Consider the following 24,536-nt stretch of genomic DNA (forward strand, 5'->3'; position numbering starts at 1 on the left):
CTGTACGCCAGGGGTCAGGTCGTGGGCGTGGGGGCCGCTTCCCCGGCACGGAAGCCGGGCGGTGCGACGTCGACCGCGTGTTCGTCCGGTTCGGCGAGGCGTCCGGCCGAGGCGTACGCGGCGCGTTCACCGGCCGTCGGGGTGAGGGCGACGAAGGCGGAGGTGATGAACAGGTACGAGCCGAGGCCGACGGCGAGGGGGAAGACGAACTGCATGAGCATGGCCCCCGGGAGGGGGGCGCCGGAGGGGACGACCTCGATCCGCACGGCGAACATGCCGGTGTAGTGCATGCTGGTGACGGCCGCGCCCATCACGAGCGAGGCGACGGCCACGGCCGCGGGCGCGTGGATGTTGAGCGCCGCCCAGAGGGCCGCCGTGGCGGCGACGACGGCGATCAGGACGGAGAGTCCGACGAGGAGCGGGTCGTACCGCACCTGACCGTGGAGCCGGAGCGCGGCCATGCCCATGTAGTGCATGCTCGCCACGCCGACGCCCGTGGTCAGACCGCCGATCAGGAGCGAACGGAACCGGTCGCGTCCGTAGCCGACGACGAAGACGCCGACCCCGACGACGGCCATCGCCATGACGAGGCTGAGGAGGGTGAGCGGAACGTCGTAGCGGATGTCCGTGCCCGTCACGCCGAATCCGAGCATCGCCACGAAGTGCATGGTCCAGATGCCGGTGCCGATCGCGGAGGCGGCGGTGATCAGCCAGTTGCGCCGCGACCGGCCGGTCGCGTCGAGCGCTCGCACGGTGCAGCGCAGCCCGAGGGCGGCGCCGATGCAGGCCATCGCGTACGACAGCACGGGTGTCAGCCAGCCGAAGGTGGCGTGGTCCAGGTGTCCCATGGCCCAGGGACGCTAGTGCGCATCGGGGGGCGCATCGGGGGCGCATTTCGAAAGCTGCTGGAATATGACAGAGAGACGGTCCCGAACGATCAGGCCGAGCTCGAACGGGCACGCAGAAAGTTCACCCCTCCGGGTATCGAATCGTGCGCGATCATGAACGCATGAGCGATGACCCCACCCAGGTACGAGAATTCTTCGGCGCCCGCGCCGCCGACTGGGACAGCCGGTTCCCCGACGACGGCCCCGCGTACGCCGCCGCCGTGGGCGAGCTCGGCCTGCGCCCCGGCGACGCGGTGCTGGACGCCGGCTGCGGGACCGGCCGGGCGCTCCCGCCGCTCCGGGCGGCCGTCGGCCCCTCCGGCACGGTGCTCGGCGCCGATCTCACCCCCGAGATGATCGAACGGGCCGTCGCCGCCGGACGCGGCGGCGAGGAAGGCGGGACGCTGCTGCTCGCCGATGTCGGCCGGCTCCCGGTGCGCGACGGCGCGCTCGACGCCGTGTTCGGGGCGGGGCTCATCTCGCACCTCGCGGCCCCCGTCGCCGGCCTGCGGGAACTCGCCCGCGTCGTACGGCCCGGGGGTCGCCTCGCCCTCTTCCACCCGATCGGGCGAGCCGCCCTCGCGGCCCGTCACGGCCGGCAGATCACGCCGGACGACCTGCGCGCGGAGCCCCGGCTGCGCCCCCTGCTCGCCGAGGCCGGCTGGCGGCTCGTCGACTACGTCGACGAGGACGCGCGCTACCTGGCCCTCTCGGTCCGCGAGGGCTGAGCCTCCGCCGCGGGCGAAAGGGGCGGTACGCGCCCGGTGAGGCGGCGGTGCCGGGGCGCGGGATCCTCACGGGTCCCGCGCCGTCCCGTCCCCCTCACCGCCCGAGCCCACCGGGCGCGCGCCCCCACATGCCCCTCACGGATGCCAACGCCCCCTTCTTCCCCGGCACTTCACTGTCTACCGTGGAGAGGCCGGGCAGTCGTGCCCGGGGAAGGCGGCGGGCCGTGGCACGAGTTCCGGAAAGACTGCGCAGACTCCTCCCCTCCGGCCGGAAGGCGCCCGAAGCCGCCGCTCCGGCGCCACCGCGCCCCCGCCAGGGGCACAACCTCTTCGAGGCGGCCGCCGAGTACGTGGCCGCCTGCGCCGAGGACGACCCGGCACGGGCGGAGGAGGCGGCGAGCCGGGTCTCCCCCGGCATGCTCTCCTTCGGCGTGAACGAACTGGCCTGCCGTGCCCTGATCACCCTCGCGCGGGAACGGAACCAGTCCCCCCGCGCCGTGGCCCGCTCGCTGCTCGGCCTGCGCGACCAGTCGGCCGCCCGGCGGGTCGGCGACGCGTGACGGAGGCTCCTCGAAGGCGCGAGGTTCCGGGGCGGAGACCCTCGACGCGCGGGTTACCCACTGGTTAAGGTGCGCCGACGACCAGATGGGGAGGACGCCGTGGCTGGGACGGACCCGATCGCCGAGGCCGACGCCGACGCGCTGTTTGTGCTGACCGCGGCCCTGCTGACACCCGGGCGCTTCCCGAGCGTGCTCGGCGACGACTACCCGGCGGCCTGCGCCGCGCTGGGCCTGCGGCCGTACGCCGAGGGGTACGGGCTCGTGTTCGGCCAGGACGGGCACGGCGCCCGCTGGACGGTCGTCGTCGACGACGTGTCGCTCGTCGCGGTGGCCATCTCCTCCTGGGACTGCGGCATGGCCTACGACCTGTCCCCCGACGAGCGCTCGGTGGTGACCGGACTGCCGGGCTGGCCGCTCCCCGTGGCGACCGTCGCCCCCGGCGTCCCGGCCCCGCACGACCCGGAGCCCGAAGAGGGCGACCCCGCACCGCTGGTCCCGCCCTCCGGTGCGGAATGGGGGCCGGCGCAGCGCCGGCTGGGCGCCGACGAGGTGGCGCTCCAGTGGGACGCCTGGCGGGCCCGGGTGGGCGACGAGGGCACGGCCGGAGGGCCGCCGACGGCGCCCTCCGGCGCGGAGACGACGGGAGCCGGCACCACGCCCCCCGGCCCGTACACCGGGGTCAGGAAGGCCCTGCACGAGCTGCGCGGCTATCTGGAGGAGCCGCCGCCGGTGGGGCGGGTGCGGTCGGCCTCCGGGATGCTGCGCGCCGACGGTCCGGGCTGGTCGCTCGTGGCCAAGGTCGACGACATGGCGTTCGTCCTCCTCGACGAGCTGCCGCGCGAGGTACTGCCCGTGACGCGGGGGCCGCAGCTGCCCGCTCTCCTCGAAGCGCTCGACGAGATGGCCGTGCGCCCTTCCTGAGGGCCTCCGCGAAGGGCTCGGCACGATGGTGGACCGCTCCTCCCGAAGGCCTCCGCCAAGCGCTCGGCGCGATGGCCGCCGTTCCTCCTGAAGTCCTCCGCCCGCCCCGGGCCCCGTCTCGGCCCCGCCCCGGACCCCGTCTCGGCTCCCCATAGGACGACGGCCCGAGGTGTGGTTCCCAGCCATGGCACGACGACAGGGACACGCCGCACGATGTGGCGCCGCACCCCTTTCCGTCGTCCCACCGGAGGCCCACCATGCGCCTGCTCCCAGGCGTCTCCTTGATCACCGCGCTCCTCGCCGGGGTCACCGTCCTCGCCCCCGCGAGCCCCGCCGGGGCCGAAGCGCCGGCCGCCGCGCACTGCGCACGCCAGGACCGGATCCGCGTACCCGGCGCCGAACGCGGGCAGTCCGCCTGTCTGGAGGACCTCACGACCACCGGGCTCGCCGGCACCCCGTACACCGACCCGGCGGACCAGGCCGGTCTCGCCGCGAAGGGGACCCGCAACCCCTCGGGGGTGCCCGGCATCCAGGTCGACGGCTACTTCCCCGACGACTCCCGCCTCAACGCCACCCACGGCTGGGCCCACGACTCACAGTTCGTCATCCGGCTGCCCGACCACTGGAACGGCGGCCTCGTCGTCACCGGGGCGCCCGGCAGCCGCCGCCAGTACTCCACGGACGCGCTGATCTCCGACCAGGTGCTCGCCCGGGGCTTCGCCTACGCCGCCACCGACAAGGGCAACACCGGCCCGGACTTCTTCACCGACGGACGGGAGCCGGGCGACGCCGTGGCCGAGTGGAACCGCCGCGTGACCGAGCTGACGCGCGCCGCCAAGAAGGTCGTACGGCAGCGCTACGGCCGGGCTCCGGAACGCACGTACATGACCGGCATCTCCAACGCCGGCTACCTCACGCGCTGGCAGCTGGAGAACCGGCCCGAGCTGTACGACGGCGGGGTCGACTGGGAGGGCGTGCTGTGGACGACACGCGGCCCGAACCTCCTGACGAGCCTGCCGGTGACGGTGGCCCGGTCCCGGGGTCTCGCGGATGACGAGGACCTGATCGCGGCGGGCTTCGCACCCGGCTCGCGCTTCCTGTGGCCGTACCACGAGAAGGCCTACTGGGGGCTGACGCAGAAGCTCTTCCGGGCCGAGTTCGACCCCGCGTACGACCCCGCCTGCCCCGGCTCCACCGCCGGCGGGACCGTGGAGCAGATCTTCGCGCCCTGCGCCTCGGACGCCACGTACGACTACGCCTCGCGGCCGGCGTCCGTCCACCGCGCGGTCGCGAAGGTCGCGCTCACCGGAAGGATCGGCAAGCCGCTCATCACGCTCCACGGCGATCTCGACACCCTGCTGCCGATCGCCACGGACTCCGACGTGTACGCGCGGATGATCGACGCGCGGGGCCGGGGCGTCCTGCACCGCTACTACACGGTGCAGGACGGGACGCACACGGACGGCCTCTACGACACGTATCCGGACCGGCTGCGGCCGATCCTGCCGTGCTACCGGTCCGCGTTCGACGCCCTGACGCGCTGGGTCGAGGAGGGTACGGCGCCGCCGTCGGACCGTACGATCGCGCGGCCCGCGAGCGGTGACGTGGTCAACTCCTGCGCCCTGGAGGGCTGAGCGGGCTTCGGGCGCTCAGACCCGCTCCAGCGGACGGTGCGGCTCCGGCGGCAGTTCGGCCCGGACCGGGTCGCCGGGCCGCACCTCCCCGCCGGTGAGCACGACACCCATGATGCCCGCCTTGCGCACGACCTCGCCGTTCTCGTCGCGGCCGAGGACCTGCTTGAGCAGGCCGTGCCGGAAGGCGTCGATCTGCGCACAGGGATTGCGCAGTCCGGTGACCCGGACGACGGCCTCCGCGCCGAGGTGGAGGAGGGTGCCGGTGGGCAGGGAGAGGAGGTCGATCCCCCGGGTCGTGACGTTCTCGCCGAGGTCGCCGGGGGCGACCTCGAAGCCGGCGCCCGCGACCTCCTCGAAGAGCTCGGCGTGGATGAGGTGGACCTGGCGGAGGTTGGGCTGGGTGGGGTCCTGCGCGACACGGGACCGGTGCCTCACCGTCACCCCCGCGTGGACGTCGCCCTCCACGCCGAGGCCGGCGAGGAGGGTGATGCCCTCCCGGTTGGGCTTGGTGAACGAGTACGTGCCGTTGCTGCTGACCGTGGTGACGGTGCCGCTGGCCATGGTGAGGGCTCCCCCTTCTCTTCCGGCCCGGGCAGCGGCTCCCCGCCGCCCTTCCGGACCGATGATCACATCGCGCCTCGACGGACGACCCTACTCCGCGCCCTCGTCGCGGAGCGGCGCCCCCACCTCGTGCAGATGGCCGAGGGCCTGGCGGTACGAGTCCACGAAACCGGTCTCCGTGTACGGGACGCCCAGCGCGGCGCAGTGGGCCCGGACGGCGGGCTGGGCCAGACGGAGGTTCGGGCGCGGCATGCTCGGGAAGAGGTGGTGCTCGACCTGGTAGTTGAGCCCGCCGAGGAACCAGTCGGTCAGGGCGCCGCCCCGGATGTTGCGCGAGGTGAGGACCTGACGGCGCAGATGTCCCCAGCCGTCGCCGTCCGCGTGCTCGTCCGGCCGCTCCATGCCCTTGTGGTTGGGGGCGAAGGCCATGCCGAGGTGCACGCCGAGGAGCATCTGGTGGAGGAGGGCGAAGACGAGGGCCTGGGCGGGCGTCAGGAGCGTGAGGAGCAGCGCCGCGTACCCGGCGAAGTGAGCGAGGAGGAGGGCTCCTTCGACGAGCCGCTCGCGGCGGTCGCGGCACGGGCCGTCCTTCGCGAGCAGGGCCTGGACTCCGTACACCTTGAGCGCGATGCCCTCCAGGGTGGTCAGCGGGAAGAACAGCCAGGCCTGGTGGCGGGTGAGGAAGCCGCGCAGGCCCGTGCGGCCCGCTGTCTGGTGTTCGGCGAAGACGAGGATGTCGGCGGCGACGTCCGGGTCCTTGTCGAGGTGGTTGGGGTGGGCGTGGTGACGGTTGTGCTTGTCGTTCCACCACTCCCGGCTCATGCCGAGGAGGAGGTTCGCGTGGACGAGCTGGAGGACGCGGCTCGCCCTGCGGTTCGCGGTGATCTGGGCGTGGCCGGCGTCGTGTCCGACGAAGGCGGCGCGTGCGGAGAACAGGGCGAGGGGTACGGCGAGGAGCAGCGCCCACCAGGAGGGCCCGATCAGGGCGAGTCCGGCCACCACGGCGGCGATGCCGAGGAGGTTGACGACGATGCCGCGGGCGTACCAGCCGGGGCGGTGTTCGAGGAGGCCCTGTTCCCTGACCGTCCGGAGGAGGGGGCTGAACTCGCTGCCGCCCCGGGCGCGGGCGGGCGCCGCGACGGGGGCGACGGCCGGGGGCAGGACGGTGGCCTGGGACATGGCGGGCTCCGGTTCTCGGGCGGTCGGTGCCGTGGGTTCACGGCCGGTTCTGGTCTCTGGGCGCCTACCGAGAACGTACGGATCCGCGATCCCCCGGGGCCATGGCGTCACCACCCGTCCACCGCCGGGGGCGCACCGGGGGGCGGGGGTGGGGCGATCCCCACCCCTCCATGACAGTCGAGCAGTTGTGGCATGGATCACTTGAGGGAAGGCCGCGCCCGGCGACTCCGTGGGGTATCCTCGGCGACTCGGTCTCCAGGTAGTCAAATTTGAGGAATGCGTTGTCGCTCTCGCACGGACCCGATGATTCCGCCCGCGAACCCGCTCAGGACCCCTCCCCCTTCTCCTTCCCTTCGCCCGAGCTCAGCCGCCACTCCGCCGTCTTCCTGCCCGCCGATCCGCCCCGCGCCGGACGGATCGCCTTCTGGTCACCAGACGACGAGCCCCTGCCGGAAGCCCACACCGCCCCCGACCCTCACTCCGGCCACTCCGGCCACTCCGGTCACGCGGACGACACCGCACACCCTGACAACCCCGGGCACATGGGCGACACCGAGATCACCGTCGTCGACGGCGACTCGCTCCAGGCCGTGACCGTCGCCGCCCGCACCCTGTCCGTACGGGACGCCCTGCCGTTCCTCGCCCGTGCCCGGTTCTCGGACGCCGCCTCCCCCGCGACCGCGTTCTGGGGTGCCGCGTCCCTCTTCGCCCTGGACCTGGTCGCGCGCGGCCTGCTGCTGCCCGGCATCACCCCCGGCGACCACGACGCGTGGCGCGTCGGACCGCTCGGCCCGGGGGAACTGTCCGAACTCCGCACGCTCGCCGCGTCGATGCCGCCCCTCGCGCACGCCGTGCCCCTGCCCGCCCCCGTACCCCCCACCGACGACGCGCCCCTGTCCGACGGGGAACCGCGGCTGCTGCTGCCCGAGCCCGAGGCGCTGCTGCGTGCCTTCGCCGACGCGGTGGCCGACACGCTGCCCCGTACACCGGCGGCCCCGCTGGCCGCCGGCGGGCCCGCCTTCGCGGCCGACGCGCCGCAGACCGTTCCCGAACATCGGGCATGGGCCGCCGACGTGGCGGCCGTGCACGACGCCGGCGTCCGGCTCTCGCTCCGGCTCGAACTGCCCGGCTTCACCACGGAATCCCGGGAGGCGCCCGCCTTCCGGGCGGTGCTCCAGCTGCACGGCGTCGCCGATCCGACCCTGGTCGCGGACGCGGCGGAGGTGTGGGCGGGATCCGGCCGCGCCGGGGCCGCGTTCGGGCCCCGAGCCCGGATGGACGCCCTCCTCTTTCTCCGGCGTGCCGCCCGCGCCTGGCCTCCGCTCTCCCCGCTCCTGTCGGCGGCCGTGCCCGACACCGTCGAACTCGCCGACGAGGAGGTCGGGGAGCTCCTGGGCCCGGCGGCCACGGCCCTCGCGGCGGCGGGCGTCCAGGTCCACTGGCCGCGTGAGCTGGCCGACCGGCTCACCGCCCGCGCGGTGATCGGCCCGGTGGGAGCCGAAGTCGACGCCGGTGACTGCGGAGGCGGGGAGCCGGGGCTCGGGGGCTCCGGACTCGGGCGCGGCGCCGGTCCCGATGCCGACCTCACGGGCGACTCGGACCCCACGGGCGCGACCGACGCCGCCCGCGCCTCCGCACTGCCCTCTTTCCTCGCCGCCGACTCCCTGCTCGCCTTCAACTGGCGCTTCGCCGTGGGCGACCACGAGCTCACCCGGACCGAGCTCGACCGGCTCGCCGAGGCCGGACGGCCGCTCGTACGGCTGCGCGACCGCTGGGTCCTCGTCGATCCGGCCGAGGTGCGCCGGGCACGGGCCCACCAGGACCGCAAGGTCACACCGGTGGACGCCCTCTCGGCCGTCCTCACCGGCACGACCGAGGTCGACGGGCGCCCCGTCGAGGTGGCCGCGACGGGCTGGCTGGAGCGCCTGCGGGAGCGGCTCGCCGAACCCGGGGGCGACCGCCCGGAGATCGCGCAGCCGGCGGCGCTCGCCGCGACCCTGCGCGACTACCAGCTGCGCGGTCTCGACTGGCTCCACCGGATGACCTCGCTCGGCCTCGGCGGCTGTCTCGCCGACGACATGGGACTCGGCAAGACGATCACGGTCATCGCCCTGCATCTGCACCGGCAGACCGACCCGGCGTCCGCCGGCCCGACCCTCGTCGTCTGCCCGACCTCGCTCATGGGCAACTGGCAGCGGGAGATCGAGAAGTTCGCGCCCGGCACTCCGGTGCGCCGTTTCCACGGCGCGGCCCGTGATCTGGAGGAGTTCGCCGACGGCGGCTTCGTGCTCACCACGTACGGCACCATGCGACTGGACGCCGAGCGGCTCGCCGCCCGGAACTGGGGGCTCGTCGTCGCCGACGAGGCACAGCACGTCAAGAACCCGTACTCGGCGACGGCCCGTCAGCTGCGGACCATCGGGGCACGCGCACGCGTGGCGCTGTCCGGCACGCCGGTGGAGAACAACCTCTCCGAGCTGTGGGCCATCCTCGACTGGACCACGCCGGGGCTCCTCGGCGGTCTGGGCGCCTTCCGGACCCGGTTCGCCGCCGCCGTCGAGGGCGGGCGGGACCCGGCCGCCGCGGAGCGGCTCGCCGCCCTCGTGCGCCCCTTCCTGCTGCGCCGGCGCAAGTCCGATCCAGGGATCGCCCCCGAGCTGCCGCCGAAGACCGAGACCGACCGGACCGTCTCCCTCACGCCCGAACAGACCGGTCTGTACGAGGCGGTGGTGCGGGAGACCCTCGCGGCGATCGCCGAAGCCGACGGCATGGAGCGCCGCGGCCTCGTCGTGAAGCTCCTGACGGGGCTCAAGCAGATCTGCAACCACCCGGCCCAGTACCTCAAGGAGGAGCGGCCGAGGATAGAGGGCCGCTCGGGCAAGCTGGAGCTGCTCGACGAACTCCTCGACACGATCCTGGCCGAGGGCGCGTGCACCCTGGTCTTCACCCAGTACGTGGGGATGGCCCGGCTCCTGGAGGCGCACCTCGCGGCACGGGGCGTGCGGACGCAGTTCCTCCACGGCGGCACCCCGGTCGCCGAACGCGAGGCGATGGTCGCCCGCTTCCAGAGCGGGGACGTCCCGGTCTTCCTCCTCTCCCTGAAGGCCGCCGGGACGGGACTCAACCTGACCCGTGCCGAACACGTCGTGCACTACGACCGCTGGTGGAACCCGGCCGTGGAGGCGCAGGCCACCGACCGCGCGTACCGCATCGGGCAGGACCGGCCGGTGCAGGTCCACCGGCTTATCGCCGAGGGCACGATCGAGGACCGGATCGCCGCGATGCTCGACCGCAAGCGCGAGCTGGCCGACACCGTCCTCGGAACCGGCGGGGACGCGCCGCCGGAGCTGACCGAACTGACCGATGCCGAACTGGCGGAGCTGGTGCGACTGCGGGGGGACGGACGATGAGCGAGTACGGACGAGGGCGCGGCCACGGGGCCGGGCACGGGGACGACGAGCGGACCTTCGAGGCGCTGCCGCCGGCGCACGGCGGGTTCACCCGCACCTGGTGGGGACGCGCGTGGCTGAAGGCCCTGGAGGACTCCGCGCTCGACGGGCAGCAGCTCAAGGCGGGCCGCCGGCACGCGCGCGCGGGGGCGGTGGGCGCCGTCTCGGTGCGGCCCGGCCGGATCACGGCCCTGGTCAAGGACCGCGACGGCACGGCGTACCGCGCCGACGTGCTGGTGCGGGAGTTCTCGGAGGAGCAGTGGGAGCGGCTCCTCGGCCTCGCCGTGGACAGCGCGGGTCACATCGCCGCGCTCCTCGACCGCGAGATGCCGCCGCACCTGGTGGAGGACGCGGCGGCGGCCGGACTCGACCTGCTGCCGGGCATCGGGGACCTGGACCCGGAGTGCGGCTGCGAGGCCTGGGACCACTGCCCGCACACGGCGGCGCTCTGCTACCAGGTCGCCCGCCTCCTCGACGAGGACCCGTTCGTGCTCCTCCTGATGCGCGGGCGGGGCGAGCGCACCCTTCTGGAGCAGCTGCAGGCGCGCAGTGCCGCACGGGCCGCCGCGCCGTCCGCGCGTGGCGGGGCGGGGACCGGCGGCGCGCCGGGCGACGCGCCCGGAGGGGCAGGCGGGATGCCCGGCGTGTCGGCCGAGGAGGCGTTCGCGGCGGGTTTCCTCGTGCCGCCGCTGCCCGCCCCTCCGGTCGTCCCGCCCCTGCCGGGCCGACCGCCGTCCCTGGACACGGACACGCCGCCGGAGCCGGGGGTCGACCCCGCGGCCCTCGAGTTCCTCGCGGCCGACGCCGCGGCACGCGCGCACCGGCTGCTCGGCGAGTCGACGGGCGGCGGGGGCGCGGCCTCTCCGGGCGGGGCGGCCCTGCCGCGTCCGCCCCGCCTGACGGTCGGCCAGGACGCGGTACGACTCGCGGCGGGCGCCCCCGCTCCCTCGATCGCGGCACGGCTCGCCGCCGGCTCGGGCAGGTCGCGGGCGGAGCTGGAGCCGGCCACGCGCGCGTGGCGGTTCGGCGGTGCCACCGCCCTCGCCGTGCTGGACGAGGAGTGGGTGCCGGACGCCGAGGCACTGGAGCGGGCCGCGGTCCGGCTCGCCGAGGCTTGGGCGGAGGACGATCGTCCGGCGCTGCGGCGCGCGGGCGGCGCGCGGTGGACGGCCGTGGGAGCCGACGCGCAGCTGAGGCTCGGCGAGGACGGGCGCTGGTGGCCGTATCGGAAGGCCGGGGCCCGCTGGTCCCCGGCCGGCCCGCCGGACCACGACCCGGCGGCGGCCCTGGCGACGGCGCTCGCCGCCGGTGCCGGTGAAGCCGGTGCCGGTGAAGCCGGTTCCCTCGGGCCCGATGCTACGAAAGCCTGTGGCTGAGCGTGCCGCTGGTGGCGACCAGGCTGCAGGCGACGGTGTCCTCGCCGAGGAGGAAGCTCGTCCGGTACGGGTATTGGACGAAGGTCGTCCAGCGTGTGCCGAGCGGCTGCCGGGCGGCCTTGCGGCGGAGCGGTTCGCGGCAGAGCACGGTGGCCGCCTCGCGTACCGCCTCGTCGGTGGCGAAGGTGCCGACCAGACGGGGGCGGACGACGAGCTCGCCCTGGTGCGGCGTGTCGCAGCGCCGCCGGAGGGCGGTGCCGGGCGCGTCGCGGTCGATGTCGAAGCAGTCGCCGACGCGCAGCTCCTCGTAGGAGACGGGCCGCTCGGGCGCCGGAGCGCCCTTCGGACGGCCGGAGGGGGTGGCGCCGGTGGCGGGGGCGGTGCTCCGGGACCGGGAAGGGGTCGGTGACGTGCCGCCCCGCGACTGCCCGGCCCGGTCCCCGGACGCCGTCCGCTTCGGCGTGGCGCTCGTCGTCGTGGAGTTCGCGGACGTGCCGACGCTCGGCGTGTCGGCCGTTCCCGCTCCGGTCGTCGGGGTGGGGACGGCCTGTCCCGTCCCGTCGGTGACGACGGGGGACGGAACGCCGGCCGGGTCCCCGCCGGGCGGGCCGTCGGCGAGTCCGCCCCCTGCCGTCCCGCCCCGTGCGGTCAGGAAGGCGCCGGCCACCAGGGCGGCCGTGAGCAGCGGCACCAGCGGCACGCCGAACCAGCGGGCACGCCGCGCCGCCGGCCCCGGCCGGGCCGCGCCGAGCCGCACGAAGCGGGCCGACCACGCGGAGTCGGCACCGGTCGCGAGGCCCTCGACAGTGAGGGACCCGGTCCGACGGCGGTCGGCGGAGTCCGGTGCGACCGATGCCGGTGCGACCGATGCGGGTGCGACCGACCCGGTCGGATTCGGAATCGTCGAAGAGCCCGTGTCCGTGGGGTCCGTGTCGATGGGATCCGTATCGGTGGGAGTCGAAGGGCCCGTATCGGTGTCGGTGGGACCGGACGGGCCCGGACGGCCCGGTTCGGGCTGCGGAGTGGCGGTCTGCGGGTGGGACACAGGGACCAGACTCGCCGTTCGGCGGCGGCGCGGCCAGCCTTCACCGGCCGCCGGGCTCGACCTGTACAGAATCGTGACGATCGCCGACCGCGCGCGCTCGCGCCCCCGCCGCTCCCCCGTCACCGCCGCCGCCCGGACACAGCCGCCTACAGGCCGAGCTGACGCTCCGCGCCCTCGACCGTCTGGGCGAGGAGCACGGCGATGGTCATGGGGCCGACACCGCCGGGGACCGGGGTGATGAGGGAGGCGCGCTCGGCGGCCGACGCGAAGTCGACGTCGCCGATGTTGCCCGGGTTGTAGCCGGCGTCGATGACGACGGCGCCCGGCTTGATGTCCTCGCCCTTGATGAAGTTCGGCTTCCCCACGGCGGCGACCAGGACGTCGGCCTCACGGACCACCGAGGAGAGGTCCTGGGTGCGGGAGTGGCAGTAGGTGACGGTGGCGTCGCGGCCGAGCAGGAGCAGCCCGGCCGGCTTGCCCAGGATGGCGCTGCGACCCACGACGACCGCGCGCTTGCCGCTGAGTTCGACGTCGTAGGCGTCGAGGAGGCGCATGATGCCGCCGGGCGTGCAGGAGACGAAGCCGGGCAGGCCGAAGCCCATGGCGGCGAAGGAGGCCATGGTGACGCCGTCGACGTCCTTCTCGGGGGCGATGGCCTCGAAGGCGGCGCGCTCGTCGATGTGGGGGCCGACCGGGTGCTGGAGCAGGATGCCGTGGACCTCGGGGTCCTCGGACAGGGCGGTGATGGCGGCGACGAGCTCCTCGGTCGTCGTCTCGGCGGGCAGTTCGACGTGCTTGGAGCGGATTCCGGCCTTCGCGCAGCGGTTCTGCTTCATCTTCACGTACGTGACGGAGGCCGGGTCCGCGCCGACCAGGACGGTCGCGAGGCACGGCGTGACGCCGGTGCGGCGGGTGATCTCGGCGGCTCGGGCGGCGGTCTCCTCGACCGTACGGCGGGCGAGGGCCGTGCCGTCCATGAGGGTGGCGGTGTCGGTGGACATGGGAACTCCTGGGCGTCGTCTCTGACAGGTGATTCGCCCAGGCGCACGGCATCGGCACGGTCGCGCCGTTGCGGCGCGCTCCGCCGGGCCGCTCCCCGGTGGTGATCCACCTCAAGCGCCAGTCACGGCCCGGACCCCACTCTACGTGAGCGGCCGGGGGCCCGTACCGGACAGGGTGCATATGCCGTGGTGCGAGGTGGCTTGTGGGGCGCCCCCGGGCGCACCACGATGAGCGCGACGGGCCGGGACGACCTCGACGAGGAGGCCGAGTTGAGCGATGCGTGGATGGCCGCGGAGCCACGATCGGAACGGGCACCGACGGCGGATCCGGGAGCGGGAGCGACTCCCCGCCCGTGGGAGGGCCGGGGTACGACGACCGCCAAGGGCGCATCGGCAGCCCGGGACGCGGGCACCGGCCGAGAGAGCGGCGGACGCACAGGCGCCCGCCGAGGCGACGACGGACGCACGGCCACCGGCCCGGGCAAGGATGCCCATGGGGACACGGACGTCCACCGGAGCGCGGACGTCCACCGGAGCACGGCTGCGGCCCCGGGCACGGACGCCGATCCGCCCGTCCGGGAGGCCCGCCCGCTGGTGGCCGCGTCCTGGCGCCGGTCCGTACGCGCGCGCGTGAGCCCCGACGGGGCGGCTCGGGTGGAACTGGACGAGGACGAGCTCGTCGCGTGCCGGGAGGCCCACCCCCTCTCCGCGGCGATGCCGGTGATCCGGGAGCTGATGGGGGCGTACGCGACGGACGGCGAGCACCTTCTCGCGGTCTGCGACGCCGCCGGACGCATGCTGTGGGTCGAGGGGCACCCGGCCACCCTGCGCAAGGCGCGGGGGATGAACTTCGTCGCCGGGGCCCGCTGGTCGGAGGCGGCGGCCGGGACGAACGCGCCGGGCACCGCCCTGGCCGTCGACCGGCCGGTGCAGGTCGTCGCCGCCGAGCACTTCCGGCGTCCGGTGCGGGCGTGGACCTGCGCCGCGGCCCCCGTGCACGACCCGCACAGCGGGAGGGTGATCGGCGCGGTCGACATCACCGGCGGAGAGCGGCTCGCGCACCCGCACAGCCTCGGCTTCGTCCAGGCGGTGGCCCGCGCGGCCGAGTCCCAGTTGGCCCTGCTCGGACCGGCCCCGGACCCGGAGCGGATCAGGCTGTCGGCGCTCGGCCGGGACGAGGCGGTGCTCTCGGTGGGCGGGCGGCGACTGCGGCTGAGCCGCCGTCACAGCGAGATCCTGGCGGTCCTCGCGCACCGGCCGGAGGGGGTGGGCGGCGACGAACTCCTCACCCTCCTGTACGAGGACGGGGCGGTCACGCCGGTGACGCTGCGGGCGGAGCTGTCCCGGCTGCGCGCCCTGCTCGGCCCCGATGTGCTGCGATCGCGGCCGTACCGGCTCGCCGCACCGGTGGACGCGGACTTCACGACGGTCGACCGGAGGCTCGCCTCGGGGGCCGTCGCGGCGGCGGCCGGGGAGTACGCGGGCCCGCTGCTCCCCGCGTCGATCGCGCCCGGGGTGGTACGGCTGCGGGAGCGGCTCGCGGACCGGCTGCGGGCGGCGCTGGTGGACCGGGGCGATCCCGGGCTGCTCGCCGACTGGGCGTACAGCGCGTGGGGCGAGGACGACGTGGTGGTCTGGCGGGCGCTGTGCGCGGCGGTACCGGCGCCGCAGCTTCCTCCCGTACGGGCGAGGCTCGACTCCCTGGAGGCGGAACTGTCCGCCGGCGCAACGGACTTGCAACGTACGGTTCACCACACTCGGGCGTGAGCGCCGGCCAGGGACGGCCGGCGCGTCCGAGGGAGGCCATGCCCATGACCCGTTACGCCGCACCCGGTACCGAGGGCGCGCTCATGTCGTACCAGGCCCGCTACGACCACTGGATCGGCGGCGAGTACGTCGCCCCGGCGGGCGGCCGCTACTTCGAGAACCCCAGCCCGGTCGACGGCCGCCCCTTCACGGAGGTCGCGCGCGGCACCGCCGAGGACGTGGAGCGCGCCCTCGACGCGGCGCACGCGGCGGCCCCGGCGTGGGGGCGGACGGCGCCGGCGGAGCGGGCGGCCGTCCTGCTGCGGATCGCGGACCGCATGGAGAGCAACCTGGAGGCGCTCGCGGTCGCCGAGACCTGGGACAACGGCAAGCCCGTGCGGGAGACGCTCGCCGCGGACATCCCGCTCGCGATCGACCACTTCCGCTACTTCGCGGGGGCGCTGCGGGCCCAGGAGGGCGCGCTGAGCGAGATCGACGACGACACCGTGGCGTACCACTTCCACGAGCCGCTGGGCGTGGTCGCGCAGATCATCCCGTGGAACTTCCCGATCCTGATGGCGGTCTGGAAGCTGGCGCCGGCGCTGGCCGCGGGCAACGCGGTGGTCCTCAAGCCGGCCGAACAGACCCCGGCCTCGGTGCACTTCTGGCTGAGCCTGGTCGCGGACCTGCTGCCGCCGGGCGTCCTGAACGTCGTCAACGGCTTCGGGGAGGAGGCCGGCAAGCCGCTGGCGTCCAGCCCGCGCGTGGCGAAGATCGCCTTCACGGGCGAGACGACGACCGGCCGGCTGATCATGGAGTACGCCTCGCGGAACCTGAAGCCCGTCACGCTCGAACTGGGCGGCAAGTCGCCGAACATCTTCTTCGACGACGTGTGGGCGGCGGACGACGACTTCCGCGACAAGGCCCTCGAAGGCTTCACGATGTTCGCCCTCAACCAGGGCGAGGTCTGCACCTGTCCCTCGCGCGCCCTCGTCCAGCGCGGCCACTACGCCGACTTCATGGAGGCGGCGATCGCCCGCACGGAGAAGATCGTCCCGGGCCACCCCCTGGACACGGACACGATGATCGGCGCACAGGCCTCCGCCGAGCAGCTCCGCAAGATCCTCTCCTACCTGGAGATCGGCCAGAAGGAGGGCGCGAAGATCCTGACGGGCGGCCAGATCGTCGAGCACGGCGGCGAGCTGGCGGGCGGCTACTACGTACAGCCGACCGTCTTCGAGGGCGACAACCGCATGCGGATCTTCCAGGAGGAGATCTTCGGCCCGGTGGTGGCGGTGACCTCCTTCACCGACTTCGACGACGCGATCCGCACGGCCAACGACACGCTCTACGGCCTCGGCGCAGGCGTCTGGACCCGCGACACGAACACCGCCTACCGCGCGGGCCGCGCGATCCAGGCGGGCCGCGTCTGGACGAACTGCTACCACGCCTACCCGGCCCACGCGGCCTTCGGCGGCTACAAGCAGTCGGGGGTGGGGCGGGAGACCCACAAGATGATGCTGGACCACTACCAGCAGACGAAGAATCTGCTGGTGAGCTACTCCCCAAAGAAGCTGGGCTTCTTCTAACGGAACGAGAGAAGGCGCCTGACCTGGGGTTTTACCCGGGTCAGGCGCCTTCTGGGAGCGCCGAGCACTCCGATAGGGGAGGCGTCGAAATATGCCTCTTCTCCCAGTTCATCCCACCGGTATCCCAGTCCTGACCAGCAGTTCCGGGCCATACACGGGCCAGATTGCAGCTCAGCCCGTGGGGCTGCTGTCCCCACTGCGCCGGCTCCACTCCTGCATCGACTCCTCGATGAGCCGGTTGGAATGCTCCTGCAGACCGTCCAGGAACTTGGCGTAGTACTGGAAGAGCACCTGGATGCTCTGGCCGGCACGGCGCGCGCATTCGGCAGGATCCACGCCGGAGTGCAGCCAGAACGAGATCCCGGCGTGCCGGAGGTCATAGGGCCTCTTGGCGAGCAGCGTCGGCTGCTCGTTGGGAGCCAGGACCTTCTTACGAGCCCGCTCCCATGTCTTGCCGTAGGCCGCTGCATCAACGTAGCCGCCGGCCTCATTGCGAAACACTCGGCCATCGGGCGCAACGCCGAAGCGATCGACGTGTTTTCGCAGTGTGTGCACGAACGACGGCGGTATCGGCACGGGACGTGTGGCCTTGACGGCTCGCCGCTTCAAGGAGTGCACTTCGTGGACCGAGCCATCGTCCGTCCACTCCTTGCCGGCCGTGACGACACCTCCGCTCAGGTTGAGCATGCCCCAGCCGCTCTTCGGCAGATAGCACTGTGAGATCTGTAGGTGGATGACCTCCGCCGGACGCATGGCCCGCGTAGTACATGCAGCCGAAGAACGCCTCAAGGTGCGGGCCGCGGCCCTGTTGTTTGCCAACGGCCGCCAGCAGGCGAGCAACCTGGGTCGGGTTCGGCACGCAGGCCGGGTCCACTTCCTCGCTCACCCCAGGAGCCTGCCACTTGACCCTTGCGAGCGGATTCTCCGCGAAGTATCCCTTGTCGACGGCAGTTCCGAGGACCTCGCTGAAGGCCGATCGCTTCCGCAGGGCGGTCTTCGCCGCGGCGGACTCTCCGTCGATCTTCCGGCCGAGCGCGTCCAACGCCCTGCGCACGACGTCTGGTTCCATCAGCTCGCTGACGGGCAGGGAGTGCCGCTGCATCCAGTCGAGGGCATGCTGCCATTCGGCGGACGGCTCACTCTCCCAGGCTCGCTTGTTGAACGCCCATGAATACAGCGCGCGCCGCAGAACCCTCGGCTCCGAGTAGCGCGCTTCGCGCCTCACCAGCGCGGGCGTGATGGTGGCGAGTGCATCAGCGAGGGTACGACGGGTGTTGCCAGGCGTTCGGTCCCATCGCTCATCGATGTAGGCATGAGCCAGGTCGTACCAGGTGGTCCGCTGCCGAATGGCGCGGATCTCGGAGGCCGGCAGACCAGTCTGCTCGTCGAACGCCTCACCGTCGCGCGCGGCCGTCATGAGCTTCGCTCGCCGGCTCTCGGCCAGTCCCTTGGTGATGAAGGACTCCGACCGCTCGCGGCCGTTGACCGTCCATCGGACCTCGAACGGCTTGCGACGCTTCGGCCGCTCCCGGATGTCCCAGAAGCGGACCTTGTAACTCATCGCCATTCAGGCGTATCCCTTTCGCACGCCTGCCACCAGGCGTCAAGGTCGGCACGACGGCAGCGGAGTTCGCCGTTCGGTAGTTTGATCATTCGAGGAGCCTGGTTGCGGGCGCGCAGACGGTAGAACGCCGAGGGACTCATGCGGATCTCCGCCAGGACCTCAGCGAGTTTCAGCGCAGGGGGACGAGCCATTTCTTCCTTTCAGTAGGGGACGGGAAGGGCTACACAGGTGCAGGTCGCGAGGAAGCACTGCGCAGTCCCGGGACAGCGCGTCCGCCGGCTCCACCGCCAAGCACGGCCGATGCGGACGAACATCAATGGTCGCGAGGATCGCCGGTTTGGCCAACCGGCGATCGTGGGCTATGTTGCGCGCCCCGCGCCGAGGAGCTCGCAACACCTCGGATTACCAAATAGGTCAGCCGCGCAGGCGCAGACGCGCAGTCGACAGTGACCGTCCCTTAGCCACCAGACACTTTCCGGGCCATGCGTTCAATCCGCCGAAAACAAAGAGGACAGGGGACGTGAAGCGAGCAGATCGAATAGCGGGATCAGAAACACGAACCTCCTAGGCAGGAACTACTCCAGCCTGCCAATCGCACAAGGCTGGGATTGCGATCTCTCCCTCCCTGCCCGTCAACTAAATCCTCGTCCGACTTTGCATTTTCGGGACGTTGTACGTTGACATGGTCCAAGCCTAAGTTCCAGTCTTTTGCCGTCGATTCTCGTCTGCCGCGAGCGAATGCCCCGCGCTATAAGAACTGCCCCGCAAATAGGCATGCGAGGGTCGCCGACGCGCGATCCGCGGTCGCCGTCCGCTACTGCTGCGGTGTGGACCGGACGAGGGATTGGCCCAGGGCAAGCCGGGAGGATGCACCGGACGTTCGGAAAAGCCCCGCGTCCTCGTCTGCGGATGCGTCATGACCACGGGCATGCACCCTCGTGACGAAGAGATATGGCGGGCGATCAGCTGGGAAGCGTGGTTCGGATGTCCGGAGGGCGCCGAGTATCTCTCCCCGGCAGGTCACGAGGCGACCGCACGCGCAGTGGCCGGCCTTACCGCGTTCTTCGACAGCCGCTGGCCACCTAAGGCCGTGACCCCCCTCCCCCGCCCCAGACCGGGTCAGCGACACCTTCATCGGCCTAGCCCGAGCCGCCCCGGTACTCCAGATCATGAACGGAGCCGCGCCGGAAGCATGGGGGAGACGGCGCGGTGGTCGTCTCGAGCGCGGCCCGCCGGCGCTTGCCGCTCCCTCCGGACGAGGACGCGCTCCGCCCAGCCGCGCAGGGCTTCCAGCGGGGACTGCCCCTCGACCGGGTCCGGGACCAGCGGTGCCTACGCCGCGCCCATGGTCTGTTGATGGCCTGCCGCGATGGTTCGTACATCGTCGGCTACGGCTGCAATCCCTGCGGCCATAAGCGGCCGCAGGGCGCTCATTTCGCGCGCGTCCCTCCAAACGCCGGTGCTCGGGGTTACGAAGGGCACAACGCTCAATCCATGTGCTTCGAACGGCGCAGTGACCAGGTAGCGCATGCCACCGGTTCCGCACAGGTAGCCGCGCGAACCGGTGGCAGCGGAGAGGCCGGCGAGCCGCTGTGAGCGCTCCGACCGGGCTGCCAAGCAACTGCTCCGCAGAATGCGTCCCCTCCACCCCAGGAGCCTGAGCAATAGCTTTGTGGACTCCTCGGCAAGATCAGCCATCCTCGCGGTCTCAAACCGATCAAGTACAGCGTCCAGCCCACCCCTGAACCTCGGCCAGTCGGGGCTCTTCGCGTAGTACTGAGCCAGCATGTGCGTGAGGCGGGGACGAGCCAGGTCCGGGTCGACCACCACCGCGTCCTTGATGAGGGTGGACCGCCCGTGGGGTAGGTGGGTCGGGATCGAGAGCCACTGGTGCCGGTCCGGGCTGGACATGTTGCCGAGGCGGGCGCGGTGCTGGAAGTCGCGGCGGGCGAACTGGACGTCGTCGAGGACGATCCAGCAGTCCGCCGCGAAGAGCTTCGCGAGGGTGCTCAGCCGGGGGAAGAGGTTGGGCTGGTGGATCGCCACCAATCCCCCCGGTACTGCTTCACGCGCCGATGAGCCTGCTGGTGAAGCCGGCGCGGATTAGGTCTTCGTACGCGGCATGCACGCTCTCCGGGACGTCCTGCTCGATCGCAAAGCCCTGCTTCGGATATTCGATGATGCGCTGGAGGTCACCGACGAGCATGTCGATGACGAGCTTCTCGTCGCCGATGCTCTTCAGATAATCGTCGAACTCCATCGGCTCAGAGGCGCACAGCACTTCGGCCTCCGGCCACAACTTGCGGGCGGTGGCGAAGGAACGCCGCTCCATGTACGGCTTCGAGACGAGGAGCACCGCCTTCGGGGTAAGGCCGGCGGAGGCAAGGAGCTCTCGGGACAGCTCGATGTTCTGACCCGTGTTGCCGGCGTTCGGCTCCACCAGGATCGCACTGTCAGGCACGCCGAGGGTGAGAGCGTGCTCGCGGAAGTGGACGGCTTCGCCGCGGGGGAAGACCTTCGCGGTGGTGGGGCTGTTGCCACCGGTGAACACCAGAGTGGGGAACAGCCCGGCCTGGTACAGCTCCGCGGAGAAGGCTGCGACGCCGAGGTCGTGGCTCCCGAGGCCGATGGCGACGTCGACGGGGCGCAGGGCGTGACCCATTTGGTGGTGGTCCCAGACCAGCTTGGCATTGCGGATCTGCTCGTCGTTGATGACTGGCTGGCCCATCGGCCGTCCTCCGGAAGTCCGTGATGCTGCGGAGCTGGTGGGTGAGGCCGTACTGGGCCGCCATCTACGGCATCATCGCCCGACGCTTCTCGGTGAACGGCGCTCGCAGCGCCGTACACCACGGGTTCATGGCCGTTCTTCAGAGCAGGTGCTGGTTGGGCACCTGAGCGGATTCGGCTAGCTCCGGAAGCTCGACGACAGTGACGCCGGCGTCCTCGAGGAGCTCGGTGCCGTCGGCGCCGAGCACGAACGTGTCCGGCTCCCGCCAGGCGGTGACGACGCGACGGATCCCGGCGTCGCGGATGAGCCGGGCACACGGCTGGGGCCGGGAGGCGCGTTTCGCGCATGGTTCGAGGGAGCTGTAGATCGTGGCGTCACCCAGCCGGGAGTCGTCGGCCGGGAGCTTGGCGAGCGCGGCCTCCTCGGCGTGGTCGAGCGGGTCGTGCTCGCGAGAGTAGCCGCGAGCGAGCTCTGTGCCGTCGGCCGCGACGATGACCGCGCCGACGGAAAATGCGGTCGTCGAGGGCGGGCAAAGGGTGGCGAGCTCACAGGCGAGTGCGAGCCACGCCCGGTCCGCGGCGTTGGGCTCGCGGTCGGCGCCAGGCGCGCTCGCAGGGGGAGGTGTGGTGCTCATCGGGGCTCCGTCGAGATGTCCTTGGGGGCGTAACGAAGGAGTACCACATCGCCGATCTGCCTGGTCTCCAGGAGTCGGAGGCGGCCAGTGGGGCCTCCGAGGTAGTGGGCGGAGCCGAGCATGCGGACGGCGTCGGGCTGGCCGACGAGGAGCGGGGCGATGACGAGGTGGAGCTCGTCGGCGAGTGCTTGCTCGAGGAGCTGGGTGTGGATGGTGCCACCGCCCTCGACCATGAGGCGGTGAATCCCGTGGGACCCACCGAGTACGTCCAACGCGACAGGCCAGGTGTGTTCGGTGGGGACGACGACGATCTCGGCCAGGTCACCGAGCGCCGCTCGCGCCTTCGTACCGGCTTCCTGGCCGACGGCGAGTACGAGCTTCTCCCCTCCGTGGTGCCAGAACTTCCAGTTCGGGTCCAGGTCCCCGGTGCCGGTGATCGTGACCTTCAACGGGTACTCCGGCCGGCCGGCGGCAACCCGGGCCGCACGGCGCTCCTCGGAGTTCACGAGGAGGCGGGGGTTGTCGGCGCGGAGGGTGCCGGCGCCGACGAGGATCGCGTCAACGGAGGCGCGGACGGAGTCGACGCGGTCGAAGTCCTCCGGGTTGGACAGCATGAGCCGGTCTTCACCGGGGCGGGTGTCGAGGAAGCCGTCGATGGAGACCGCAGCGGACAGAAGGACGTAAGGGCGAGACACGGAGAACTCCAAGGGTGAGCAGATCAAGCAGGGTGTAGCACGATGCGGTCGAGCGCGGCCCTGAACTCGGCGACGCCTTCGTCACCCGCCGCAGGGGCAAGCGCCAGGTCCAGCCGACCCAGCTGACCGATGATCCGGGCGGAGCCGGTTTCGGCCGCGATCCCAACAGCCTGCGTACCGATCCTGGCGGCCAGCGTCATGTTTCCGGTGCCCGCGTGGGCACGCGCTGCCCGGGCCAGGTAGACCCCTCGGTCGCGCCGATACATCGCCGGTAGCGCCGCGATCGCGCTGTCGAAGCCGACGGCGGCCCGCTCGTAGTCCCCCAGTGCGGCAAGGGAACGGGCACGGGCAGTCTTGATGTACGCCTCATCGAGCCACGAGCCCCAGACTCCGTCGACGTCCGCACGGCCCAGCAGAGTGAGGGCGGTCTCGTATGCGCGGTGGGCTTCGGCGCCTTCGCCGAGTATCGCGTGCGCGTGCGCCTCGTGGAGGACGGCGATGACTTCGAGCCGACTGCCCGGCCGGGCTGTGCGCCGAGCGGCAGCGGCAAGACCCAGGCCGTCGGCGGGATGGCCGGTATCAACGGCGAGCTGGGCCTTGCGAGCGAGGATGTACGCGGTGAGGTCGGTGTCGCCGGTGATATGGGAGGCGTCGAGCGCCTTCGCCGTATGGCCGTATGCGGCGCGATCGTCACCGATGTCCTGGGCGAACCAGCCGGCCAGCTCCTCGTACCGCGTCTCCAGGGCCAGAAGGTCGGCCGCGTCAGTACCGCGGGCTGCCCGACGCCGCGCGCCAAGCGCGACAAGCTGCTGCTCCAGCGCGGGCAGCACGTGCCGGGGGCCGATGAGGTTGTCGGCTTGGATCATCACGCGGCGAAGGCGCGCGAAGTGCTCGACGGGGGACCCCATGTCGGCGACCTCGGTCGCGGTCGCCACTGTCGGAGCCGGGAGCGCGGTCGCGGCAAGGCCGGCGAGCCCGGAAGCGAGAACGACACGACGAGGAACAGGCACGAAGAGGATCCTTCCGTGGATGCGGGCAGGGACGACGACCGTGTCCGTGTCGTCGTCGACTGAGCCTGCCTGCCCGAACGCCCCGAAGGCCAGGACCTCTGGGGCGCTGGCCCCATGGCTCCGCGCATTGGCCCCATGGATCTGTGTCACGGTTCTGGACACGGAGGCGGGATGCACCTGGGGCTGTTCGCCCTCGGCCCAGTCCCAGAGGCGGACCAGCGCCCCGGCAGCGTCGAGGGCCTCGTCGAGCGCAACTGCGGCTTGACGGGGGACGGGGCGTTCGGCACGTTCGAACCGCCCCAGATGGGAGCGGTCGATCAGGGCCTTGCGGGCGAGTGCCTGCTGCGACAGTCCGCGGGCTTCCCGGAACTGGCGTAATTCGTAGCCCCATCGGTGCCACGGGCCGGCGTCCGGCGTCAGCTCGCTCGGCTGCTGCCCCATGCCTCCCCCTCGTGAACTCCTGCCCGCCTTGCGGGTACTTCCGACGGCTCCGCCTGCAGCTGGATGGGGCCAGAGGGGCCAGCACACGGGGCCCCATGCGAAGTCTCCCGGCGAGGCCGCCCGGCCGTTTTCATCGTCGGTACGAGCTGATCACACCGTATCCGAACGACGCATGCCGAGGCCCTCATTCGCTCATTGCGGAGAAGCGGGCGTCCGGTTCGCGCGCTGCGACGCGACAACCGGGCGCTTCCCTCAAGGGCTGAGGTACGACCTGTGAGAAGGCGATCATGGAACGAATCGGAAACCTGGGCAGCGTGATCGACGCCCCTGAGCATCGGACGAGTCTCACACTGCCCGCGGACGAGCTGGCGCCGAGTCGCGCCCGCTCCTTCACCCGCGCAGCCCTGATTGCCTGGGGAGTCGAAGACCTCCTGGACGAAGCCGTGCTGATCGTCAGCGAGCTCACGACGAACGCCGAGCAGCACGGTCGCCGGCCTGCCGAACCTGACAACTGGCCGAGTGCGGCGGACAGGAACGTTGACGAGATCACGCTGACGCTCGCCTTCCAGGCGGACGTCGTGGGGATCGAAGTGGAGGACAACTCCCCCGAGCCCCCCGTCCCGCGGGTCGCCTCCCCCTTCTCGACTGGCGGACGCGGCCTGTTCCTCGTATCCGCCGTGGCCGACGCCTGGACCGCCTGTCCCAAGCGGGACGGCAGCGGCAAGCGGGTGATCGCCTTCGTGAAGCGCCCCGAGAGCTCCATCGCCCCCTGATCCACTCCATCGGAG

The 24,536-nt window shown here is 72.4% G+C and carries 19 protein-coding genes, 2 pseudogenes and 1 riboswitch; of the genes and pseudogenes, 9 read left to right on the top strand and 12 right to left on the bottom strand.

Features of this window, described 5'->3' with window-relative positions; all coding sequences use genetic code 11:
* Positions 1–14: 14 nt before the first annotated feature.
* Positions 15–848 (bottom strand): MHYT domain-containing protein, encoded by an 834-nt coding sequence (locus ACFYUZ_RS27590; protein ID WP_389313612.1) that lies wholly within the window; start codon positions 846–848, stop codon positions 15–17.
* A gap of 161 nt (positions 849–1,009) precedes the next feature.
* Here ACFYUZ_RS27590 and ACFYUZ_RS27595 point away from each other — a divergent pair, with 161 nt between their 5' ends.
* From ACFYUZ_RS27595 to ACFYUZ_RS27610, 4 genes are all read left to right on the top strand, one after another.
* A complete protein-coding gene (locus ACFYUZ_RS27595) occupies positions 1,010–1,615 on the top strand; it encodes a class I SAM-dependent methyltransferase (protein ID WP_389313614.1) in 606 nt (201 codons plus the stop codon).
* Positions 1,616–1,839: 224 nt separating this feature from the next.
* On the top strand, positions 1,840–2,175 hold the full coding sequence (locus tag ACFYUZ_RS27600) for a hypothetical protein (protein WP_389313616.1): 336 nt from the start codon (positions 1,840–1,842) through the stop codon (positions 2,173–2,175).
* Positions 2,176–2,274: 99 nt separating this feature from the next.
* A complete protein-coding gene (locus tag ACFYUZ_RS27605; protein ID WP_389313618.1) occupies positions 2,275–3,096 on the top strand; it encodes a hypothetical protein in 822 nt (273 codons plus the stop codon).
* 257 nt (positions 3,097–3,353) lie between these two features.
* Positions 3,354–4,730: a tannase/feruloyl esterase family alpha/beta hydrolase gene (locus tag ACFYUZ_RS27610; protein WP_389313620.1), complete on the top strand. Its 1,377-nt coding sequence runs from the start codon at positions 3,354–3,356 to the stop codon at positions 4,728–4,730.
* Positions 4,731–4,745: 15 nt separating this feature from the next.
* Here ACFYUZ_RS27610 and ACFYUZ_RS27615 read toward each other — a convergent pair whose 3' ends face one another.
* Positions 4,746–5,291: an MOSC domain-containing protein gene (locus ACFYUZ_RS27615; protein ID WP_389313622.1), complete on the bottom strand. Its 546-nt coding sequence runs from the start codon at positions 5,289–5,291 to the stop codon at positions 4,746–4,748.
* A 90-nt stretch (positions 5,292–5,381) separates the two neighbouring features.
* Positions 5,382–6,470 carry a fatty acid desaturase family protein gene (locus ACFYUZ_RS27620; protein WP_389313624.1) on the bottom strand — a complete coding sequence of 363 codons (1,089 nt, stop codon included), beginning with the start codon at positions 6,468–6,470 and terminating at the stop codon, positions 5,382–5,384.
* A gap of 281 nt (positions 6,471–6,751) precedes the next feature.
* On the opposite strand from ACFYUZ_RS27620, the gene ACFYUZ_RS27625 reads away from it, so the two are divergent.
* Together ACFYUZ_RS27625 and ACFYUZ_RS27630 are read left to right on the top strand one after the other, a co-directional pair.
* Positions 6,752–9,880, top strand: a complete 3,129-nt coding sequence (locus ACFYUZ_RS27625; protein ID WP_389313626.1) for a DEAD/DEAH box helicase — start codon at positions 6,752–6,754, stop codon at positions 9,878–9,880.
* Positions 9,877–11,295 carry an SWF or SNF family helicase gene (locus ACFYUZ_RS27630; protein ID WP_389313628.1) on the top strand — a complete coding sequence of 473 codons (1,419 nt, stop codon included), beginning with the start codon at positions 9,877–9,879 and terminating at the stop codon, positions 11,293–11,295. Before ACFYUZ_RS27625 ends, ACFYUZ_RS27630 begins: the two co-directional genes overlap by 4 nt.
* Here ACFYUZ_RS27630 and ACFYUZ_RS27635 read toward each other — a convergent pair.
* A complete protein-coding gene (locus ACFYUZ_RS27635; RefSeq protein WP_389313630.1) occupies positions 11,276–12,052 on the bottom strand; it encodes a hypothetical protein in 777 nt (258 codons plus the stop codon). The two genes, ACFYUZ_RS27630 and ACFYUZ_RS27635, sit on opposite strands and share 20 nt — an antisense overlap.
* Before the next feature lie 434 nt (positions 12,053–12,486).
* Positions 12,487–13,341, bottom strand: coding sequence for a bifunctional 5,10-methylenetetrahydrofolate dehydrogenase/5,10-methenyltetrahydrofolate cyclohydrolase (locus ACFYUZ_RS27640; protein WP_389313631.1), 855 nt, complete (start codon positions 13,339–13,341; stop codon positions 12,487–12,489).
* 28 nt (positions 13,342–13,369) lie between these two features.
* A riboswitch (ZMP/ZTP riboswitch) is annotated at positions 13,370–13,477 on the bottom strand.
* A 455-nt stretch (positions 13,478–13,932) separates the two neighbouring features.
* Between ACFYUZ_RS27640 and ACFYUZ_RS27645 the strand changes: the two are divergent.
* Together ACFYUZ_RS27645 and ACFYUZ_RS27650 are read left to right on the top strand one after the other, a co-directional pair.
* A pseudogene (locus ACFYUZ_RS27645) lies at positions 13,933–15,108 on the top strand (GAF domain-containing protein); the annotation flags it as partial.
* Between the two features lie 44 nt (positions 15,109–15,152).
* The gene (locus ACFYUZ_RS27650; protein WP_389313633.1) at positions 15,153–16,676 is read left to right on the top strand and encodes an aldehyde dehydrogenase family protein; all 1,524 of its coding nucleotides are present in this window, start codon (positions 15,153–15,155) and stop codon (positions 16,674–16,676) included.
* A 171-nt stretch (positions 16,677–16,847) separates the two neighbouring features.
* Here the strand turns inward: ACFYUZ_RS27650 and ACFYUZ_RS27655 are convergent, their stop codons facing one another.
* From ACFYUZ_RS27655 to ACFYUZ_RS27685, 7 genes and pseudogenes are all read right to left on the bottom strand, one after another.
* The gene (locus ACFYUZ_RS27655) at positions 16,848–17,177 is read right to left on the bottom strand and encodes a hypothetical protein (RefSeq protein ID WP_389313635.1); all 330 of its coding nucleotides are present in this window, start codon (positions 17,175–17,177) and stop codon (positions 16,848–16,850) included.
* On the bottom strand, positions 17,164–18,243 hold the full coding sequence (locus ACFYUZ_RS27660) for a hypothetical protein (protein WP_389313637.1): 1,080 nt from the start codon (positions 18,241–18,243) through the stop codon (positions 17,164–17,166). The genes ACFYUZ_RS27655 and ACFYUZ_RS27660 overlap by 14 nt, the downstream gene beginning before the upstream one ends.
* On the bottom strand, positions 18,234–18,431 hold the full coding sequence (locus ACFYUZ_RS27665) for an AlpA family transcriptional regulator (RefSeq protein WP_073224270.1): 198 nt from the start codon (positions 18,429–18,431) through the stop codon (positions 18,234–18,236). The genes ACFYUZ_RS27660 and ACFYUZ_RS27665 overlap by 10 nt, the downstream gene beginning before the upstream one ends.
* A gap of 1,141 nt (positions 18,432–19,572) precedes the next feature.
* Complete coding sequence (locus tag ACFYUZ_RS27670; protein WP_389313639.1) at positions 19,573–20,286, bottom strand: WbqC family protein; 714 nt, start codon at positions 20,284–20,286, stop codon at positions 19,573–19,575.
* A gap of 19 nt (positions 20,287–20,305) precedes the next feature.
* Entirely contained in the window at positions 20,306–20,968 is a 663-nt protein-coding gene (locus tag ACFYUZ_RS27675) for a YdcF family protein (RefSeq protein WP_389313641.1), read from the bottom strand.
* 139 nt (positions 20,969–21,107) lie between these two features.
* Positions 21,108–22,297 (bottom strand): annotated as a pseudogene (locus ACFYUZ_RS27680) (dihydrofolate reductase family protein).
* 23 nt (positions 22,298–22,320) lie between these two features.
* Complete coding sequence (locus tag ACFYUZ_RS27685; protein ID WP_389313643.1) at positions 22,321–23,748, bottom strand: helix-turn-helix domain-containing protein; 1,428 nt, start codon at positions 23,746–23,748, stop codon at positions 22,321–22,323.
* A 287-nt stretch (positions 23,749–24,035) separates the two neighbouring features.
* On the opposite strand from ACFYUZ_RS27685, the gene ACFYUZ_RS27690 reads away from it, so the two are divergent.
* Positions 24,036–24,521, top strand: a complete 486-nt coding sequence (locus ACFYUZ_RS27690) for an ATP-binding protein (RefSeq protein WP_389313645.1) — start codon at positions 24,036–24,038, stop codon at positions 24,519–24,521.
* Positions 24,522–24,536: the final 15 nt, after the last annotated feature.

It is taken from the genome of Streptomyces sp. NPDC004266 (assembly GCF_042874095.1).
In the GTDB taxonomy this organism is placed as follows: domain Bacteria; phylum Actinomycetota; class Actinomycetes; order Streptomycetales; family Streptomycetaceae; genus Streptomyces.

Coding starts and splice junctions, on each gene's coding strand:
- ACFYUZ_RS27675 (WP_389313641.1), bottom strand. CDS start 20,968: ATGGGCCAGCCAGTCATCAACGACGAGCAGATCCGCAATGCCAAGCTG.
- ACFYUZ_RS27595 (WP_389313614.1), top strand. CDS start 1,010: ATGAGCGATGACCCCACCCAGGTACGAGAATTCTTCGGCGCCCGCGCC.
- ACFYUZ_RS27590 (WP_389313612.1), bottom strand. CDS start 848: ATGGGACACCTGGACCACGCCACCTTCGGCTGGCTGACACCCGTGCTG.
- ACFYUZ_RS27685 (WP_389313643.1), bottom strand. CDS start 23,748: ATGGGGCAGCAGCCGAGCGAGCTGACGCCGGACGCCGGCCCGTGGCAC.
- ACFYUZ_RS27620 (WP_389313624.1), bottom strand. CDS start 6,470: ATGTCCCAGGCCACCGTCCTGCCCCCGGCCGTCGCCCCCGTCGCGGCG.
- ACFYUZ_RS27660 (WP_389313637.1), bottom strand. CDS start 18,243: ATGGCGATGAGTTACAAGGTCCGCTTCTGGGACATCCGGGAGCGGCCG.
- ACFYUZ_RS27610 (WP_389313620.1), top strand. CDS start 3,354: ATGCGCCTGCTCCCAGGCGTCTCCTTGATCACCGCGCTCCTCGCCGGG.
- ACFYUZ_RS27615 (WP_389313622.1), bottom strand. CDS start 5,291: ATGGCCAGCGGCACCGTCACCACGGTCAGCAGCAACGGCACGTACTCG.
- ACFYUZ_RS27665 (WP_073224270.1), bottom strand. CDS start 18,431: ATGGCTCGTCCCCCTGCGCTGAAACTCGCTGAGGTCCTGGCGGAGATC.
- ACFYUZ_RS27630 (WP_389313628.1), top strand. CDS start 9,877: ATGAGCGAGTACGGACGAGGGCGCGGCCACGGGGCCGGGCACGGGGAC.
- ACFYUZ_RS27640 (WP_389313631.1), bottom strand. CDS start 13,341: ATGTCCACCGACACCGCCACCCTCATGGACGGCACGGCCCTCGCCCGC.
- ACFYUZ_RS27690 (WP_389313645.1), top strand. CDS start 24,036: ATGGAACGAATCGGAAACCTGGGCAGCGTGATCGACGCCCCTGAGCAT.
- ACFYUZ_RS27650 (WP_389313633.1), top strand. CDS start 15,153: ATGACCCGTTACGCCGCACCCGGTACCGAGGGCGCGCTCATGTCGTAC.